A 17,132-nucleotide genomic window follows, 5' to 3' on the forward strand; every position below is an offset into this window, starting at 1 on the left:
GGGCCGCACGTGGGCGACCCAGAAAATCTGTTGATTAGATACGGCTGGTTAATGGAGGTTTCAAGTCCGTGCCGAAAATCGCGGCCTCTGCATGCGGCTATTGGCGATAGCGCGACAGGAAGCGGGCGAAGCGGTCCAGGGCATCGCCGAGCTGGTCGGCCCATGGCAGGGTGACGATACGCACGTGATCCGGCTCGGGCCAGTTGAAAGCCGTGCCCTGGACCAGCAGGATCTTCTCCTGCAGCAGCAGGTCGAGTACCAGCTTCTGGTCGTCCTGGATGGGATAGACCTTGGGATCGAGCCGCGGGAAGGCATAGAGTGCCCCCTTGGCCTTGGTGCAGGAGACCCCGGGGATGGCATTCAACTTCTCGAAGGTGATGTCGCGCTGGGCCAGCAGCCTGCCGCCGGGCAGGATCAGGTCATTGATCGACTGGTAACCGCCCAGCGCCGTCTGGATGGCGTGCTGTGCCGGCACGTTGGCGCACAGGCGCATCGAGGCGAGCATGTTGATGCCCTGGATGTAGTCCTGGGAGCGCTGCATCGCCACACTGCCGGAGAGCGTCATCCAGCCGGAACGAAAGCCGGCACAGCGGTAGCTCTTGGACAGTCCGTTCATGGTCACCACCAACTGATCCTCGTCGGCCAGCGCGCCGGTGGAGACGTGCTCGGCATCGTCGTAGAGGATCTTGTCGTAGATCTCGTCGGAGAACACCACCAGATCGTGCTCCCGGGCGATGGCCAGCAGCTCGCGCACCACTTCGGGTGGATAGACCGCGCCGGTGGGGTTGTTCGGGTTGATGATCACGATGGCGCGAGTATGGCTTGTCACCTTGGCACGCACATCGGCGATGTCCGGGGCCCAGTCGGCCTGCTCGTCGCAGCGGTAGTGCACCGCATGGCCGCCTGACAGGTTGGCGGCGGCGGTCCACAGCGGATAGTCGGGGGCCGGGATCAGCACTTCATCGCCGTCGTTGAGCAGCGCCTGAAGCGCCATCACGATCAGCTCTGAGACGCCGTTGCCGATGAAGATGTCCTCGATGCCGACGCCGGGAATTTCCTTGCGCTGACACTCCTGCATGATCGCCTTGCGCGCCGAATAGAGCCCCTTGGAGTCACAGTAGCCCTGGGCGGTGGGCAGGTTGCGCATCACGTCCTGGAGAATCTCCTCCGGCGCCTCGAAGCCGAACGGGGCCGGGTTGCCGATGTTCAGCTTGAGGATGCGCTGGCCTTCGTCCTCCAGTCGCTTGGCGTGCTCGAGCACGGGGCCGCGGATGTCGTAGCAGACGTTGTCGAGCTTTTGCGATTTCCTGAGCGGAGAGGGCGTGTCCATGAGGTGTCCGAGTATCCAGTGTTGTCCGGTGGCTCCGGCCAGTCGCGCGTTGCCGGAACTCAGTGATTATGCGGGGTTATTGGCGTCACCGCTATCGTTGGTCGCCGCTTCGGGGGGAGCCTCGCTCTGGTCGATCTGGGCGGGGATGTCGGCAGGCGTTTCCAGGGTCAGGCGGCCCAGCTTGCCATCGCGCAGCTCGTGCAGCAGTACCTCGGCACCGCGGTGCAGATCGACTTCGCCGCCCGGGCGCAGGCCACCGCGCCGGCGGGCGATCTCGGTGAGTATCGCATGACCGTCGAAGCCGGCGATGGCCAGCAGGTCGATCCGCCGAGGACCGTCGGCCTCGACCTGCTCCGCCTGCGGGTTGGCTGCATAGGGCGGCAGGTCGGTCAGCTTGTAGCGGGCCTTCAGCGCCTCGGGGTAGCGGCGGGCCAGTTCGGCGGCAGTGACGATGGCCACGTCGACATAGTCGATGGCGGTATCACGGATGGCCCCGCTGGCTGCCAGGCGATAGGCGCTGGCCTGGTCCTCGATCTTCGGCCACAGCACGCCCGGAGTGTCGATCAGCGCCACTCGCCCGGCGATGCGCACCTTCTGCTGGCGCTTGGTCACTGCCGGCTCGTTGCCGGTCTTGGCGATGGCCTTGCCCGCCAGGCCGTTGATCAAGGTCGACTTGCCGACGTTAGGTATGCCCATGACCATCACCCGCACGTCGCGGTCGGCGCGTACCTGGCCAGCCAGCTCATGGCACAGCTTGGGTATACGCTTGAGCTCGCGAACGTTGGTGGTGGTCACGGCCAATGCCCGGGTATCCGGCAGCGAATCGAAGTGAGCGACCCATTCGCGAGTACGCTCCGGGTCTGCCAGGTCGGCCCGCGACAGGATCTTCAGCACCGGCTTGTGGCGGGTCAGGTCGGCCAGCATGGGGTTGGCGCTGGAGTAGGGGAGCCGCGCGTCGAGCACCTCTATCGCCACGTCAATCTGCGGCAACGCCTCCTGAATCTGGCGTCGCGCCTTGTTCATGTGTCCCGGGAACCAGCCGAGCATGTACCACTCCTGCAAACCGTACGAGGCCGCCCATCATAGCAGAAGGGCGGCCCCGACAGGGCAGGGGCTGCCTATTCCCCAGCGTGGAAGTTGATCGCCACCGAGTTGATGCAGTAGCGCATTCCCGTGGTTTGGGTCGGGCCGTCGGGAAAGACATGGCCAAGGTGGGCATCGCAGCGTGCGCAGACGACTTCGGTTCGACGCATGCCGTGGGACTCGTCGAACCGCTCCTCCACCGCGGCCTGGGCCAGGGGGCGGTCGAAGCTGGGCCAACCGCAGCCGGCTTCGAACTTGTGCTCGTTCTCGAACAGCGGCGCGTTGCAGCAGACGCAGTGATAGATGCCGTGCTCGTCGGTCACCTCATGGTCGCCGCTGAAAGGGCGCTCGGTGCCCTGCTGGCGAGTCACGCGATACTGTTCAGGGGTAAGCTGGGCTTGCCACTCGGCATCGCTCTTCACGATCTTCTTGCGCATGGCTTCTCTCCTGCTGGGCGACGTCGACTTCATCTGACACTGAAAGCTTGGCCTTTTTCCCCCTTTTCGGCCAGCCCGAGGCCGACAGTTGACAGCCCCGAGGGGCTTGAGTAACATTCGCGCCACCTCGTTGAGGCGAGAGCGAGACGGCTGCGTCCCATTCGTCTAGTGGTCCAGGACACCGCCCTTTCACGGCGGGAACAGGGGTTCGAACCCCCTATGGGACGCCACTCGTTTTACGCTGGCTTCAACAGGTGCCGGAGTGCAGGACCGAAGTAAGAGCAAAGTGCGGGAATAGCTCAGTGGTAGAGCATCGCCTTGCCAAGGCGAGGGTCGGGAGTTCGAATCTCCTTTCCCGCTCCAAATCTTGCTTCGGCAGGATGAGCAGGTGCTCCAATGCGTCCCATTCGTCTAGTGGTCCAGGACACCGCCCTTTCACGGCGGGAACAGGGGTTCGAACCCCCTATGGGACGCCATCTTCCGGTTGCGGTAGCAGTTGCTTTATCGATAGCATAGACGTTCGTGCATGCGGGAATAGCTCAGTGGTAGAGCATCGCCTTGCCAAGGCGAGGGTCGGGAGTTCGAATCTCCTTTCCCGCTCCAGCACGGTCTGGCTTTTGCGTCCCATTCGTCTAGTGGCCTAGGACACCGCCCTTTCACGGCGGGAACAGGGGTTCGAACCCCCTATGGGACGCCACCTTGATTCTGTTTGTCTTCAAGCGGGAATAGCTCAGTGGTAGAGCATCGCCTTGCCAAGGCGAGGGTCGGGAGTTCGAATCTCCTTTCCCGCTCCAATTTCTTCTACACCTATCAAGATGCCAAGGCTCGGGCCGGAAGCCGGGGCGCCGGACCGTCGAATCTCCTTTCCCGCTCCAATATTCTTACCTTCCTCATATATGCCAAGGCTCGGCCCCCCCTACTTAATTTGATGACCTTGCCTCGGGCGAGGGTTTCGGCGTTTTCCAGGCGGCGACTTGAAAAAATCCTTCGCGCCCTAATCTCTTGGACTCGTCATTCATCCCAACGCAAGGATGTCCCATGGCCGAACCGGCGCTGTCGATCCGTGGCCTGACCAAGGTCTACGGCAACGGCTTTCATGCCCTGAAGGGTATCGATCTCGACGTAGAGCAGGGAGATTTCTTCGCCCTGCTGGGCCCCAACGGAGCCGGAAAGTCGACCACCCTGGGCGTGGTGTGTTCGCTGGTGCAGAAAACCGCCGGGCAGGTGTCGATCTTCGGCATTGATATAGATCGCGACTTTGCCAGGGCCAAGTACCACCTGGGCGTGGTGCCCCAGGAGTTCAACTTCAACCAGTTCGAGAAGGTGCTGGACATCGTGCTGGCCCAGGCAGGGTACTACGGCATGCCGCGTCACGAGGCGCTGCCCCGTGCCGAGCAGTTGCTCAAGGACCTCGGGCTGTGGGACAAGCGCAGCGGCAGCGCCCGCATGCTCTCCGGCGGCATGAAGCGCCGCCTGATGATCGCCCGCGCCCTAATGCATCGCCCCAAGCTGCTGATTCTCGACGAGCCCACCGCCGGGGTCGACATCGAACTGCGCCGCAGCATGTGGGACTACATGCGCCGCATCAACCGCGAAGAGGGCACCACCATCATCCTTACCACCCACTATCTCGAGGAAGCGGAGAGTCTCTGCCGCAACGTGGCGATCATCAACCATGGCGAGATCGTGCGTAATACCAGCGTGCGTGAGCTGCTCGCCGAGCTCGACACCGAAACCTTCCTGCTCGACCTGGCCCGCCCTGTGGAACAGGCGCCGCACGTCGAGGGTTTCGAGGTGCACAAGGTGGAGGGTGCCCAGCTTGCCGTGGTAGTACATCGCGGCCAGCGGCTGAACGACGTTTTCGCCGCTCTGGGCGAACAGGGCATCGAGGTGGTCTCCATGCGCAACCGCGCCAACCGGCTGGAAGAGATGTTCGTGTCGATGGTAGAGCAGGGCAATGGCGTACAGCGTGAACTCGATAGTATGGGGGTGAGCAAGTGAGTACCGCTCAGATCGCCATCGCCCTCTGGACCCTGGTAGTCAAGGAGGTCAAGCGTTTCACGCGGATCTGGCCGCAGACGCTGCTGCCGCCTTCGATCACCATGGCCATGTACTTCATCATCTTCGGCAGCCTGATCGGTCCGCGCATCGGCGAGATGGACGGCTTCAGCTACATGGATTTCATCGTCCCGGGGCTGATCATGATGGCGGTGATCACCAACAGCTACTCCAACGTGGCCTCGTCGTTCTTCTCCAACAAGTTCCAGCGCAGCGTGGAGGAGATGATGGTCTCGCCCATGCCCAACTGGGTCATCCTCACCGGCTTCGTACTCGGCGGTATGGCTCGGGGGCTGGGCGTGGGAGTGATCGTCACCGTCGTCTCGCTGTTCTTCACCCGGATCAGCGTGGCTCACCCGCTGCTGACTATCGGCGTAGTGGTGCTGACGGCGGCGTTGTTCTCCATTGGTGGCTTCATCAATGCGCTGCTGGCCGACAAGTTCGACGACGTTTCCATCGTGCCGACCTTCGTGCTCACGCCGCTGACCTACCTGGGTGGGGTGTTCTACTCGATCTCACTGCTGCCTGCGTTCTGGCAGAACGTGTCACTGCTCAACCCGATCCTCTACATGGTCAACGTCTTCCGCCACGGTTTTCTCGGTATCTCCGACATTCCGGTAGGCTGGGCGCTGACGGCCATCTTCGCTTTCATCATCGTGCTCTTCAGCATCGCGCTGTGGATGCTGGAGAGGGGTAAAGGTATCAGATCATGAGTCAACGTCCCGACACCCTCGAACATGCCCCGCTTGGGCGAGAGTCCGCCTATCCCGAGCACTACGATGCCGGGTTGCTCTATCCCATTCCCCGCGCGGCCAATCGCGCGCCGCTGGGCATCGAAGAGGGCAAGCTGCCCTTCGTCGGCGAGGACGAATGGCATGCCTTCGAGGTGAGCTGGCTCAACGCCCGCGGCAAGCCGCTGGTGGCCGTGGCGCGCTTTCGCCTGCCGGCCGATTCGCCCCGCCTTATCGAGTCGAAATCGTGGAAGCTCTACCTCAATGGCTTCAACCAGACCCGCTTCGACAGCCGCGAGCGGGTGATCGAAACCCTCGAGCGTGACCTGGCCCAGGCCGCCGGGGCGACTGTCTCGGTCGAGCTGTTCGATGTCGACGACGCGGCGCTGGCGGTGTGTCGGTTGCCCGGTGAGTGTCTGGACGAACTCGACATCGAGATCGACGACTACTCTCCCAGCGCCGAGCACTTGAAGGTGGGAGAGGAGATCGTCGAGGAGACGCTCTACTCGCACCTGCTCAAGTCCAACTGTCCGGTCACCGGCCAGCCTGACTGGGGCAGCGTACTGATTCGCTATCGCGGCTCCCGGCTCGACCGCGAGAGCCTGTTGCGCTACCTGATCGGCTATCGTCAGCATCAGGATTTCCACGAGCACTGCGTGGAGCATATCTTCACCGACCTGATGGCCAAGGCGAAACCGGAGCGACTGCTGGTGCTGGCGCGCTACGTGCGCCGCGGCGGGCTCGACATCAGCCCGTGGCGCGCCACCCCCGGCGAGCGCCCGCCCGAGCCCCTGCGTCTGGCGAGGCAGTAGGCCTGGCGCGCAGGGCTATTGCAGTTAGTGATTTCACTCGGGGCTGATCCGTCGACAGGTCTGCGAGGAGGCGCTGTGAACCCGTCCCTGGGCGCTACTTTTGCCATCCATGGCAAAAGACCTCCTCTTCGACCTATCCCCGGCGCCCCTCGTCATGCCCAGCTGCAATTGCCTTAGCCTGGCGCGCCAGTAGCGCCTTGGGTAGAGTGCCGAGAAAGACTCGAGAGGAGAGCAACATGGATGCGATGACCCTGCTGCACCAGCGCAGTTCGATGGGCAAGCTGATGGGGCCGGCTCCCGGCCCCGAGCAGATGGAAGCGATCTATCGTGCCGCGCTCAGGGCGCCTGACCACAAGGAGCTTCGGCCGTGGCGCTTCATCGAATTCACCGGTGAGGGCCTTGTGCGGCTGGGTGAGCTCTTTGCCGAGGCAGAGTATCGCGAGGATCCGGCCATCGAAGATTCCGCCCTGGACGCCGTGCGCAAGAAACCGCTGCGCGCGCCGATGGTCATTGCGGTGATCGCCAAGGTCACTCCCGACGTGCCCAAGGTGCCCAAGCTCGAGCAGGTGATCTCCGCCGGCTGCGCCGCCCACGGCATCCTGCTCGCGGCCCATGCGCAGGGGCTCGGCGCCATGTGGCGCAGCGGCAAGTATGCGTTCGATCCCACCGTGCGCAAGGGGCTCGGCCTTGAAGAGGAGGATGAGTTGATCGCCTTCCTTTATCTTGGCCAGCTCGGCGGGCGCCACAAGCCCATTGCCGAGCACAATATCGGCGACTTCGTCGAGCGCTGGACCTGACTCATGCGTGAGATCGGCATACCCCACCCACGGCTGCCGCTGCCCGAACCCGGCCGGCGCGACGAACCGCAGGCGTTTCTCGACTGGCTGGCCGAGGCCATCCCCATGGTCGAGCAGCTCGGCATTCGCGAGATGCGCTGGGAAGGTGAGAGCCTGGTGTGGGAGCTCGCACTCGCCCCCAATCTCAACGACAAGGGCACCGGTTTCGGCGGCGCGCTCACCGCCCAGACCACCCTGCTGGGCTGGTGCTGGACCACCCTATGGCTGCGCCAGCGCGGCTATGCCCGCGACGTTGTCGTGGCCGAGGCCAGCCAGCGCTTCCTGGCACCCGTTACCGGTGACTACCGTATCGCCTGTGCGCCGGATCAGCCGCAGGGACCCAAAGGCCTTGCGGAACGCCTCGAGACCCGGGGGCGTGGAAGAATTTCCCTGGCGCAGCGGCTCTGGTGCGACGACGCTCTTTGCCTGGAAGCCCGGGGCGACTACGCCGTCCTGCCGGCTGAGTGAACCGGCTCGGGGCGAAAAACCGGCTTGCAAACGCGCACTTAAGCCGTTAGACTTTGCGCCGTTCTAACGCACAAGGCGCAGCCAAAGGGCGTGAGGACCACAATGTGGAGGGGTGTCCGAGTGGTCGAAGGAGCACGCCTGGAAAGTGTGTAAGTCGAAAGGCTTCGAGGGTTCGAATCCCTCCCCCTCCGCCACAGGATATCGAAAAAGCCGCTGATATCAGCGGCTTTTTCTTTGTCTGAAAAATAGCAGTCCCCCAGCCGGTCCCAGCAGTTGATTTTGCACTGGGGGCCGTTTGATCCAACTCCCCCTGGGTCACTGATCATCCTTACCTTTCCACTACGCAGACGCCAACCCAACGCGAGCACTTGACCCAGAAGATGCCGTTCGACACCTGTCGATCATCGCGGTTTGGGCGCCCTGTCCGCTGCGGAGGCGAGATGATGTCCTCGATGAAGGCCCAGCCGTTGTCGGAGATCTCGTAGCGTCCTGCTATTTGTCGCTTATGCTGCTGAGGCATAGGTGACATTAGAAAATTCGAGTTTTCGGCATAGTGAGCTCTACAACTCCTTCCATCCATGCCTCATGATCATGAACTCGTCAATAGCGAGAATGGCCAACGCCATTAGGTTCGGCCACGTTTTCAAGGAGGGGGTGCTCGAGATGCTCGAGTATCCATTGGACGAACCCTTTTACCTTGGCTAGTTCGGCCTTGTACTCGGGAAAAGCCAGATAGTAGGCATCACGACTAGTGAGAGAAAAAGACCAGGGAGTCACCAGTTGACCTGCCGCCAGCTCCTCCTCGGCCAGGAAGCGCGGCACCAGTGCCACACCACAGCCTGCCCTGGCGGCACGGAGTGTCATCGAGTAGGTGTCGAAGCGCGGGCCGTGATAGCTGTGCTCTGTATAGAGGCCTTGGGCCGCAAACCAGTCGTGCCAAGCCTCCGGCCTAGTGGCACTCTGCAGCAGAACGAGCTGAGTCAGTGCCAAGGGGTCATTGATACCGCCGACCGGCAACACCGATGGCGAACAGACCGCTACGACTTCTTCTCCGAGAAGTTTGATGCAATCGGCCTTCGGCCAGGCGCCGTGACCGAAAAAAAAGGCCACGTCAACATGTTGCTCATCAAGGTCGAAGGGTTCCACACGGTTGCTGATGTTCAGATAGATATCCGGGTGACGGAAGCGAAAGCCCTTGAGGCGAGGGATTAGCCAGCGGGCGCCGAAGGTAGGCAGGGTGGTGACATTGAGTACTTCGCTCTGCCCCCCATAGGACTGCATGTAGCGAGTGGACATTTCCACTTGGGCGAGGATCTTGCGCACCTCCGTCAAGTACAGCGACCCCTCCGGAGTGACCTGGAGACGTTTGCGCACCCGCCGGAACAGTGGGTGCTCTAGCACCGATTCGAGCTGGGCCACCTGCTTGCTGACGGCGCTCTGAGTCAGGTTCAGTTCATTGGCCGCACGCGTGAAGCTGAGATGCCGTGCTGAAGCTTCGAAGCATTGCATAGCGGTCAGGCTAGGTAGGTGACGGCGACTCATTTCGACTTAACCAAGAAAAAAAGGAATGATCTTTGTATAAAACGTCGTTTGAGGCGGGTCAAGTGCACCGGCAATACTGCTTGTGTTTCCAACTCAGGAATTTCAGCAGTAGGAGGGAGAATGATCGATACCATCATGCAGCGAATGGGTGTGGCGGAATCTCTTTACCGAGATGGAGACTACTCCGTAGTCTCGCCCACCGATGGCAGCGAGATCGGTCGAGTTCGCCTGGAGGGTGGTGAAGAGGTCAAGTCGCGCATTCATCGTGCTCAAGTGGCTTTCGAAGCCTGGCGCCAGGTTCCGGCACCGCGCCGCGGAGAACTAGTACGCCTGTTCGGCGAGCAACTACGTCGTCACAAGGAAGATCTCGGCAAACTGGTGACCCTGGAGTGCGGTAAGATCTATCAGGAAGGCCTGGGTGAAGTCCAGGAGATGATCGATATCTGCGATCTCGCCGTCGGCCAGTCCCGCCAACTCTATGGGTTGACGATTGCCTCCGAGCGGCCCGGGCACCACATGCGTGAGAGCTGGCATCCACTTGGCCCGATCGGCCTGATCACCGCTTTCAACTTCCCGGTGGCACCATGGGCATGGAACGCCGCCCTGGCACTGGTATGTGGCAACAGCCTGTTGTGGAAACCCTCAGAGAAGACACCGCTCTGCGCACTGGCCTGTCAGGCGTTGCTTGAGCGTGCCATGGAGGAGTTTGGCGATGATGCGCCTCAATATCTCAGTCAAGTCATCATCGGCGAGCGCGAGGCCGGTGAAGTGCTCACCGATGACCCGCGTGTCCCGCTGATCAGCGCTACCGGCAGTACGCGCATGGGTCGTGAGGTAGCCCCCCGTGTCGCCGCTCGCTTCGGGCGCAGTATCCTTGAGCTGGGTGGCAACAATGCCATGATTCTTACCCCCAGTGCCGATTTGGACATGGCGGTGCGCGCGATCCTGTTCTCAGCCGTGGGTACCGCCGGGCAACGCTGCACCACGCTGCGCCGGCTCATCGTGCATGAATCCGTACGCGACGAGGTGCTTGAGAGGGTTAAGAAAGCATACGCCAACATCAGCATCGGTGATCCGATGTCGGGTAGTTTGGTTGGCCCGCTGATAGATGCTCAAGCTTTCGACCAGATGCAGTCGGTACTTGGCAAAGCACGTGAGCAGGGGGCCAAGATCTACGGTGGCGAACGTCAGTTGGCCGACGATTATCCCAATGGCTACTACGTGGCGCCCGCCATTGTCGAGGTCGAGAAACAAAACGAGCTGGTCAAGAGCGAGACATTCGCGCCTATCCTCTACGTCTTGACTTATCGCGACTTCGAGGAAGCCTTGGCCCTGCAGAATGACGTACCGCAAGGGCTCTCTTCTTGCATCTTTACCACCGATGTACGCGAAGCTGAAACCTTTGTCTCAGATATCGGCAGCGATTGTGGTATCGCCAATGTCAATATCGGCCCGAGTGGTGCAGAAATCGGTGGTGCCTTCGGCGGCGAAAAGGAGACTGGTGGCGGCCGTGAGTCGGGCTCAGACGTCTGGAAGAGTTACATGCGGCGTCAGACCAACACCGTGAATTACTCGCGCGAACTGCCACTAGCACAAGGTATCCAGTTCGACTAAGCGCGCAAGCACGCAATAAGGCGTCAGTTCCGCCAGAGCGGAGGTAACTGGCCTCGCTGACGTTTGACTTATAGCGATATTGTTGTAGGCAAGGACGCCTGTTGCTTGGACAGCAGAAATGGAGGTGTGGCATGAAAGAGGCGTGCCTCTGGCAAGATACGTCACCCGAGCCATTGCCGGAACTGACTGCTCTCGAAGGCCCCCAGACTTCTGAGGTAGCGGTTATCGGTGGGGGGATCACTGGGCTGAGCACAGCGCTTCATCTCGCCGAGGCGGGAACAGCGGTCACGTTGGTGGAGGCGGGTGAGATTCCCAGCGGCGGCTCGGGTCGCAATGTCGGTCTGGTGAATGCCGGGTTGTGGATCCCACCTGATGATATCTGTAATGCCTTGGGCGAGCAGGATGGGGAGCGGGTCAATGCCATCCTCGGCGGCGCACCTGCCGAGGTCTTTGCACTCATCGAGCTCCACGGCATCCAATGTCAGGCGACCCGCAGTGGTACGCTGCACCTTGCTCACAATACCAAGGGTGAACGGGAGCTTGCGCGGCGGGCCGAACAGTTTCAGAAGCGTGGTGCGCCGGTGGAGCTGATCGAAGATGACGTGTGCTGGAGTAAGATCGGCACCCGGCGGATACAGCGTGCGCTACTGGATCGCCGAGCTGGCACCATCAATCCCGTCGCTTATACCCGAGGCCTGGCTCGGGCCGCAATAGCTGCCGGGGCGCTCCTCTATGCCCGCAGTCCGGCCTTGGGTGTGGCTCGCGTGGGGGACAGCTGGAGGGTCACGACCCCAAGGGGCAGAGTGACGGCGGCACGTCTGGTGCTTGCCACTAATGCTTACACCGAAGATGATTGGAACCAAGTCCGGCAACACTATTTCCCAGGCCACTTCTTCCAGGTTGCGTCCGCCCCGCTATCGGACGAGCTCGCTGGTGACATTTTGCCCGAACGGCAAGGGGCCTGGGATACGCGGAAGGTGCTGAGCAGTATTCGGCGTGATGCAGATGGTCGCTTGATCCTGGGAACCCTTGGGCGTGGCGATGGGCGACCCAGGGCCTATGTCCGCTGCTGGGCGGATCGCATCCAGGGGCATTACTTTCCCCAGCTTGGCCGCATCGACTGGGAGCGCACCTGGACCGGACGGATTGCCTTCACGCCCGACCACACGCTGCGCCTTTTCGAACCGGCGCCCGGCATCCTGGCTGCTACCGGCTACAACGGACGCGGCATCACCACCGGCACAGTTGTGGGAAAAGGATTTGCTCGGTACTTGACTCATGGCGACGACACCTTGCTTCCCTTGCCGATCCGGACCCCCAAACCCATCCAGGCAAAACCCTTGTGGAGCTCATCCTACGAAGGAGGGTTCACTCTCTATCACACCGGCCAATGCCTCAGGGTACTGATCTGAAGGGGCAGGGTGGAAGCAATACGACAATTCACTAGCCAATAACAGCGATAACTTAAAACAACGCTGAGGACGACATCATGACCGACCCGGCCGTATCTAAGCCATATCCCAAGCCAAGCCTTCTGCTGGCCTTGACGCCCGTGGTATTGACGCTTTTTGCCATCGCGGTGCAGATTTTCTACTTTGGTGATTTCACACCACATATACCCCTTGCTTTTGGCCTGGCCATTACTTCACTTGTAGGACTCAGGCTCGGCTATCGCTGGAAACGCATCGAAGAAGGCATCTTTCGTGTCATACACGTATCGCTGCCTTCGGTTTCCGTTCTGATCTGTGTTGGCATGATCATTGGCGTGTGGATTGCCAGTGGCACCGTGCCAAGCCTTATCTACTACGGCTTGACCTTGCTGTCACCAGCCTACTTTCTTGCCGCCTCCATGTTGCTGTGCTCGGTTGTATCTCTGTCGCTGGGTACCTCCTGGGGTACCGTCGGCACGGTGGGCCTTGCGCTGATGGGCATCGGCGCAGGCTTTGACATTCCAATGTACTGGACTGCGGGCGCGGTCGTCTCGGGAGCCTTCTTTGGTGACAAGGTCTCGCCGCTTTCCGACACGACCAATTTGGCACCGGCAGTGACAGGTACGGATGTTTTTTCTCACATCAAGAATTTGATGCCGACTACGACTCCGGCGATGCTTATCGCTTTGGTCATCTACCTTGTCGCGGGCTTTATGCTGATTGGCGACCAGGCGGCATCATTCGCACGAATCAACGCGATCACCTCATCCTTGGATGAAAATTTTACAATCTCCCCCTGGTTGTTGTTACCGGCATTGCTTGTCATCGTACTGGCAGTCAAGCGCATGCCCCCAATTCCCTCGCTGTTTGCTGGTGTTGTTGCCGGTGCGGTGACCGCCATGATGGTACAGGGAGTCGGCTTGCATGAAGTAGTGACCTATGCCAACTACGGGTACACCATCGAGACCGGTGTCGAGGCGATGGACAGCCTACTTAGCAGCGGTGGTATCCAGTCGATGATGTGGACCGTTTCGCTAGTTTTGATTGCACTGGGCTTTGGCGGTGCGCTGGAGAAAACCGGCTGCCTGGAGGCGATCATTCGGGCGATCATGTCCAAGGTGCGCAGCTTTAGAGGCGTACAGAACTCAGCCATGCTTACGTCCCTCTCTACCAACCTGGTCGCCGGCGATCCCTACCTTTCAATTGCCTTGCCGGGTCGCATGTATGCGCCGACTTACCGAGGAATGGGCTATTCGACGCTAAACCTATCTCGTGCCATTGAGGAGGGTGGGACAATGATGTCGCCGCTGGTGCCGTGGAATGCCGGCGGGGCCTTCGTTATCAGCGTGCTTGGGCTGGGTATTACCGAGGGCAATGTCGAAAACCTGTTGTATATTCCGCTGGCCTTTGCCTGTTGGACTTCACCCCTGATCGGTGTCTTATATGCCCAGTTTGGCCTCTTTTCACCCAAGGCCAGCGAGGCCGAACAGCGGTTATGGCAAGAACAACAAGAACCCATTGCCACACGCGATGATTTGGGAGCTGCTGCTGAGGCTGCTGTTTCGGCTCATCAGCCGGATGAGAATCCTGCCCCTGCCTCTGCATTGGGTCGCTGAGCCACAGAACGATTGAAGAAGAGGCGAAAAAGTTAAGGCATCTTGTTGGGTAATCCTGGCAAGTTGCCTTTTCATTCAGGTAGTCGACCATTCTTGTCAAAACGATAGCATTTTTAGGGCCATGGATTCGGCAGCATTGGTTCGTATCGCTGGGCCAGGCAGGAGCGATGATCACCCGCTGAGTCCGGTACTTAAAATGAAGAGCGGCCACAACAGTTATTGGGTTGTATGGCATCCGAGCATACCCGTCATTAGCGGCGTAGAGTAAGCCGAAACCAGGGGGCAGTACATTATGAGCGTAAGATGTGTTGCACGAAATGACGTACCTTGGACAGTTCGCCGAGTTGTTCAGGATGGACCAGGTAGTAGGCGCTGGCGCTTTTCAGCGCGTAAGGCCAGGCGAGGACTACCTGACCGCGATCCAGGGCCTGTTGAGCTATAAAACGAGGCACCACCGCAACTCCCCCGCCGGCCATGGCAGTGTGGAGCAGCATTGAAAAGGTCTCGAAACGGCTACCGTGGTAGCTGCGGTCCGTCTGCAGGCCTTGCGCTGCAAACCAAAGGTGCCAGGCGTCGGGGCGGGTTGAAAGGTGTAAAAGCGGCAGCTCGGCAATGTCGCCGGCACATCCCACTGGATGCTGGGCCAGCAGTGATGGAGCGGCAACTGCTACCACCTCTTCGTCCATCAGCTTGTGGCATTCCAGCTCGGGCCAGCTTCCATGCCCGTAGAAGAACGCGACGTCTATGCCCTGTTCTACCAGGCTGAAGTCTTCGACACGGTTGGTGAATTCCAGACTGATGTCTGGATGGGCCTGCATGAAGGACGGCAGGCGATGGGCAAGCCAACTTGCACCGAAGCTTGGCAGAGTAGCCACTTTCAGCACTTCGCTGTTACCGCTGTAGGTCATGATCGCTTGAGTCGACATGGCTATCTGGGTCAGCACCTTGCGTACGTCGCTGAGATAGATGGCGCCTTCAGGCGTCAGCACCAGGCTACGTCGTACTCGACGGAACAGCTTGTGCTGGAGGTGGGCTTCCAGCTGACCGACCTGCTTGCTGACGGCGCTCTGTGTCAGACTCAGCTCTTCAGCGGCACGCGTGAAGCTGCGATGGCGTGCTGCTGCCTCGAAGCATTGCATGGCTGTGGTGGTAGGAAGGTGGCGAGAAGACAACAATGGGGCCGCGACTCCATTCTGAACGTACCGCGCACCGGCGCTTTTCTGCCGGCGCGCTGACAGTTGGCTTGCATGACTCATGTGGCCTGAGCGAGTCCCGGCGGGTTGGGCCGGCGGCGCTGCAGCCAACCAATGAGGGCCATGCCCATCAGGCCTGCCCCACTAGTAGTCACCTCTGGCACCACCATGGCCAGGCCGGCCGCCAACATTACCAGACGCTCCCAAGGCAGGGAATCTCGCACGAAGTGACCGATCAGTGCGCTGCTTACTCCCATGATGCCTAGTAGTGAGAACAGCAGGGCGATGATTAGCTCCAGTGGATTGACATCGACCATGACCAACATCGGGTTGTAGATGAAGGCGTAGGGGATGATAAAGGCACCAATCGCCAGCTTGACCGCGGTAAAGCCTGTCTTCATGGGATTGGCCCGGGCGATCCCGGCCCCGGCGAATGCCGCCAGGCAGACTGGTGGAGTGATGTCGGCGATTATCCCGAAGTAGAATACGAACAGGTGCACCGCCATGGGTGGCAGCCCGAATTCGTTGATCAGGGCAGGGGCGGCGATAGTGGCAGTGACCACGTAGTTGGCCGTGGTGGGCAGACCCATACCGAGCACGATGCAAGCCACCATCGTGAAGAGTAAGGCTAGAATCAATACCCCGTCTGCCAGGTTGATGATGCCAGCAGCGAACTTCGAGCCCAGCCCGGTCATGCCCACCACGCCGGCAATAATGCCGGCGCTAGCGACCGCGGCTATTACTGGCAGCGCCACGCGTGCACCCTGTTCGAAGATCGTCACCAGGCCTTTCAGCGAGGGGCGGGTATCCTTGCGAAACAGGCTGACGAGCAGGGCGCAGGCGATGCCCATCAGGGCTGCCCGTTGGGCGGTGAAGCCGGCCGTAATGGTGCCCACGATGACCAGCAGCGGGAGCAACATGTAGCCTTTTTCCAGCATCAGCTTGGTCTTGCTGGGCAGTTCTTCCTTGGGAAGGCCGAGAATACGGTGGCGTTTTGCTTCAAAGTGCACGCCAATGAAAATGCCGGCGAAGTAGAGTAGCGCCGGGATCAGCGCTGAAAACATGATCTCGCGGTAGGATACTCCCACGTACTCGACCATGATGAAGGCAGCTGCTCCCATCAGAGGCGGCATGATCTGCCCGCCGGTTGAGGCTGAGGCCTCGGCAGCGCCCGCTACCTCTGGCTTGAAACGAGCATTCTTCATCATGGGGATGGTGAATGAGCCAGAGGCCACGGTGTTCCCGATGGAACTGCCTGAAATCATTCCCTGAAAGGAGCTGGCCATGACCGCGGCCTTGCCGGCGCCACCGGTGAAGCGGCCGGTAAGGGCAAATGCCAGGTCATTGAAGAAGCGGCCTACGCCGGTGTGCATCAGCACAACGCCAAAGAACAGAAACAGGAAGATGAATCGCGCCGAGATTTGCAGCGGGGTGCCGAAAACACCACTTTCGCGGAACCACAGGAAGGGCGAGACCTGGCTGAAAGAGAAGCCTGGGTGAGACAGAATTTGGCTCGGGATGTGGTTGCCGAACAGGGCATATAAAATGGCACAGCTGGCCATGATAACGATGGGTAAGCCTACTGTGCGCCGTGTCGCCTCCAGCACGAAGAGCACGCCAAGAGCCGCCACGGTAAGGTCCAGGGTCGAGTAACCGGTAATTCGCGCCCGAAGCACCTCATCGTAAAACAGGATCTTGTAGTACGCAGTAAATGTGGCCGCGAAGGCCAGTAGGACGTCGTACCAAGGCACTCCCTTCCGATTGCCGCCGCGAGTCGCAGGGAACAGGATGAAGATCATGCCCAAGGCCAGGCCCAGGTGCACGGCGCCTTGCTGCTGGGAAGGGAGCGTGCCGAAGTAGCCGGTATAGAGGTGAAAGCAGGTGAGGGAGACGCCCATCAGCGTCACTAGCCACGCCCACTTGCCAATGTTGTCGCGGGTGTAGGATTCGCGGTCGTAAACTTCTACCGCTTCGGCGCTGTC

Annotated in this window: 14 protein-coding genes and 7 tRNA genes; 15 read left to right on the forward strand and 6 right to left on the reverse strand. The window is 60.5% G+C overall.

Annotated features, from left to right (window positions below):
• Window positions 1-97 precede the first annotated feature (97 nt).
• The 3 genes from H1D44_RS11190 to msrB form a co-directional block, all read right to left on the reverse strand.
• Window positions 98-1,330 (reverse strand): pyridoxal phosphate-dependent aminotransferase, encoded by a 1,233-nt coding sequence (locus tag H1D44_RS11190; protein ID WP_181514944.1) that lies wholly within the window; start codon window positions 1,328-1,330, stop codon window positions 98-100.
• A gap of 66 nt (window positions 1,331-1,396) precedes the next feature.
• Window positions 1,397-2,377 (reverse strand): ribosome biogenesis GTPase YlqF, encoded by a 981-nt coding sequence (gene ylqF, locus H1D44_RS11195; RefSeq protein ID WP_181514945.1) that lies wholly within the window; start codon window positions 2,375-2,377, stop codon window positions 1,397-1,399.
• Window positions 2,378-2,448: 71 nt separating this feature from the next.
• Window positions 2,449-2,850, reverse strand: a complete 402-nt coding sequence (gene msrB / locus H1D44_RS11200) for a peptide-methionine (R)-S-oxide reductase MsrB (RefSeq protein ID WP_181514946.1) — start codon at window positions 2,848-2,850, stop codon at window positions 2,449-2,451.
• A 154-nt stretch (window positions 2,851-3,004) separates the two neighbouring features.
• On the opposite strand from msrB, the gene H1D44_RS11205 reads away from it, so the two are divergent.
• The 12 genes from H1D44_RS11205 (at window position 3,005) to H1D44_RS11260 (ending at window position 7,949) form a co-directional block, all read left to right on the forward strand.
• Window positions 3,005-3,080, forward strand: a tRNA-Glu gene (locus H1D44_RS11205).
• 58 nt (window positions 3,081-3,138) lie between these two features.
• Window positions 3,139-3,213: transfer RNA gene (locus H1D44_RS11210), tRNA-Gly, on the forward strand.
• Window positions 3,214-3,250: 37 nt separating this feature from the next.
• Window positions 3,251-3,326, forward strand: a tRNA-Glu gene (locus tag H1D44_RS11215).
• A gap of 52 nt (window positions 3,327-3,378) precedes the next feature.
• A tRNA-Gly gene (locus H1D44_RS11220) sits at window positions 3,379-3,453 on the forward strand.
• 18 nt (window positions 3,454-3,471) lie between these two features.
• Window positions 3,472-3,547 (forward strand) — tRNA-Glu (locus H1D44_RS11225).
• A gap of 22 nt (window positions 3,548-3,569) precedes the next feature.
• Window positions 3,570-3,644 (forward strand) — tRNA-Gly (locus H1D44_RS11230).
• A gap of 244 nt (window positions 3,645-3,888) precedes the next feature.
• The gene (locus H1D44_RS11235; protein ID WP_181514947.1) at window positions 3,889-4,851 is read left to right on the forward strand and encodes an ABC transporter ATP-binding protein; all 963 of its coding nucleotides are present in this window, start codon (window positions 3,889-3,891) and stop codon (window positions 4,849-4,851) included.
• Window positions 4,848-5,621, forward strand: a complete 774-nt coding sequence (locus tag H1D44_RS11240) for an ABC transporter permease (protein ID WP_181514948.1) — start codon at window positions 4,848-4,850, stop codon at window positions 5,619-5,621. The genes H1D44_RS11235 and H1D44_RS11240 overlap by 4 nt, the downstream gene beginning before the upstream one ends.
• The gene (gene queF, locus H1D44_RS11245; RefSeq protein WP_181514949.1) at window positions 5,618-6,451 is read left to right on the forward strand and encodes an NADPH-dependent 7-cyano-7-deazaguanine reductase QueF; all 834 of its coding nucleotides are present in this window, start codon (window positions 5,618-5,620) and stop codon (window positions 6,449-6,451) included. The genes H1D44_RS11240 and queF overlap by 4 nt, the downstream gene beginning before the upstream one ends.
• A gap of 236 nt (window positions 6,452-6,687) precedes the next feature.
• Window positions 6,688-7,248, forward strand: coding sequence for a nitroreductase family protein (locus tag H1D44_RS11250; protein WP_181514950.1), 561 nt, complete (start codon window positions 6,688-6,690; stop codon window positions 7,246-7,248).
• A 3-nt stretch (window positions 7,249-7,251) separates the two neighbouring features.
• Entirely contained in the window at window positions 7,252-7,755 is a 504-nt protein-coding gene (locus H1D44_RS11255) for a YiiD C-terminal domain-containing protein (protein ID WP_181514951.1), read from the forward strand.
• 106 nt (window positions 7,756-7,861) lie between these two features.
• Window positions 7,862-7,949 (forward strand) — tRNA-Ser (locus H1D44_RS11260).
• Between the two features lie 406 nt (window positions 7,950-8,355).
• On the opposite strand, the gene gcvA is transcribed toward H1D44_RS11260, so the two are convergent.
• Complete coding sequence (gcvA, locus tag H1D44_RS11265) at window positions 8,356-9,297, reverse strand: transcriptional regulator GcvA (RefSeq protein WP_181514952.1); 942 nt, start codon at window positions 9,295-9,297, stop codon at window positions 8,356-8,358.
• A gap of 120 nt (window positions 9,298-9,417) precedes the next feature.
• Between gcvA and amaB the strand changes: the two genes are divergently transcribed.
• The 3 genes from amaB (at window position 9,418) to nhaC (ending at window position 13,957) form a co-directional block, all read left to right on the forward strand.
• The gene (gene amaB, locus H1D44_RS11270) at window positions 9,418-10,911 is read left to right on the forward strand and encodes an L-piperidine-6-carboxylate dehydrogenase (protein ID WP_181514953.1); all 1,494 of its coding nucleotides are present in this window, start codon (window positions 9,418-9,420) and stop codon (window positions 10,909-10,911) included.
• Window positions 10,912-11,042: 131 nt separating this feature from the next.
• A complete protein-coding gene (gene amaA, locus H1D44_RS11275) occupies window positions 11,043-12,323 on the forward strand; it encodes an L-pipecolate oxidase (protein ID WP_181514954.1) in 1,281 nt (426 codons plus the stop codon).
• Window positions 12,324-12,400: 77 nt separating this feature from the next.
• Entirely contained in the window at window positions 12,401-13,957 is a 1,557-nt protein-coding gene (gene nhaC / locus H1D44_RS11280; RefSeq protein WP_181514955.1) for a Na+/H+ antiporter NhaC, read from the forward strand.
• A 290-nt stretch (window positions 13,958-14,247) separates the two neighbouring features.
• Here nhaC and H1D44_RS11285 read toward each other — a convergent pair whose 3' ends face one another.
• Together H1D44_RS11285 and H1D44_RS11290 are read right to left on the reverse strand one after the other, a co-directional pair.
• The gene (locus tag H1D44_RS11285) at window positions 14,248-15,129 is read right to left on the reverse strand and encodes a LysR substrate-binding domain-containing protein (RefSeq protein ID WP_181515016.1); all 882 of its coding nucleotides are present in this window, start codon (window positions 15,127-15,129) and stop codon (window positions 14,248-14,250) included.
• A gap of 80 nt (window positions 15,130-15,209) precedes the next feature.
• Window positions 15,210-17,057 carry a TRAP transporter permease gene (locus H1D44_RS11290; protein WP_338073480.1) on the reverse strand — a complete coding sequence of 616 codons (1,848 nt, stop codon included), beginning with the start codon at window positions 17,055-17,057 and terminating at the stop codon, window positions 15,210-15,212.
• Window positions 17,058-17,132: the final 75 nt, after the last annotated feature.

It is taken from the genome of Billgrantia kenyensis (assembly GCF_013697085.1).
GTDB classification, from domain to species: Bacteria; Pseudomonadota; Gammaproteobacteria; order Pseudomonadales; family Halomonadaceae; genus Halomonas; species Halomonas kenyensis.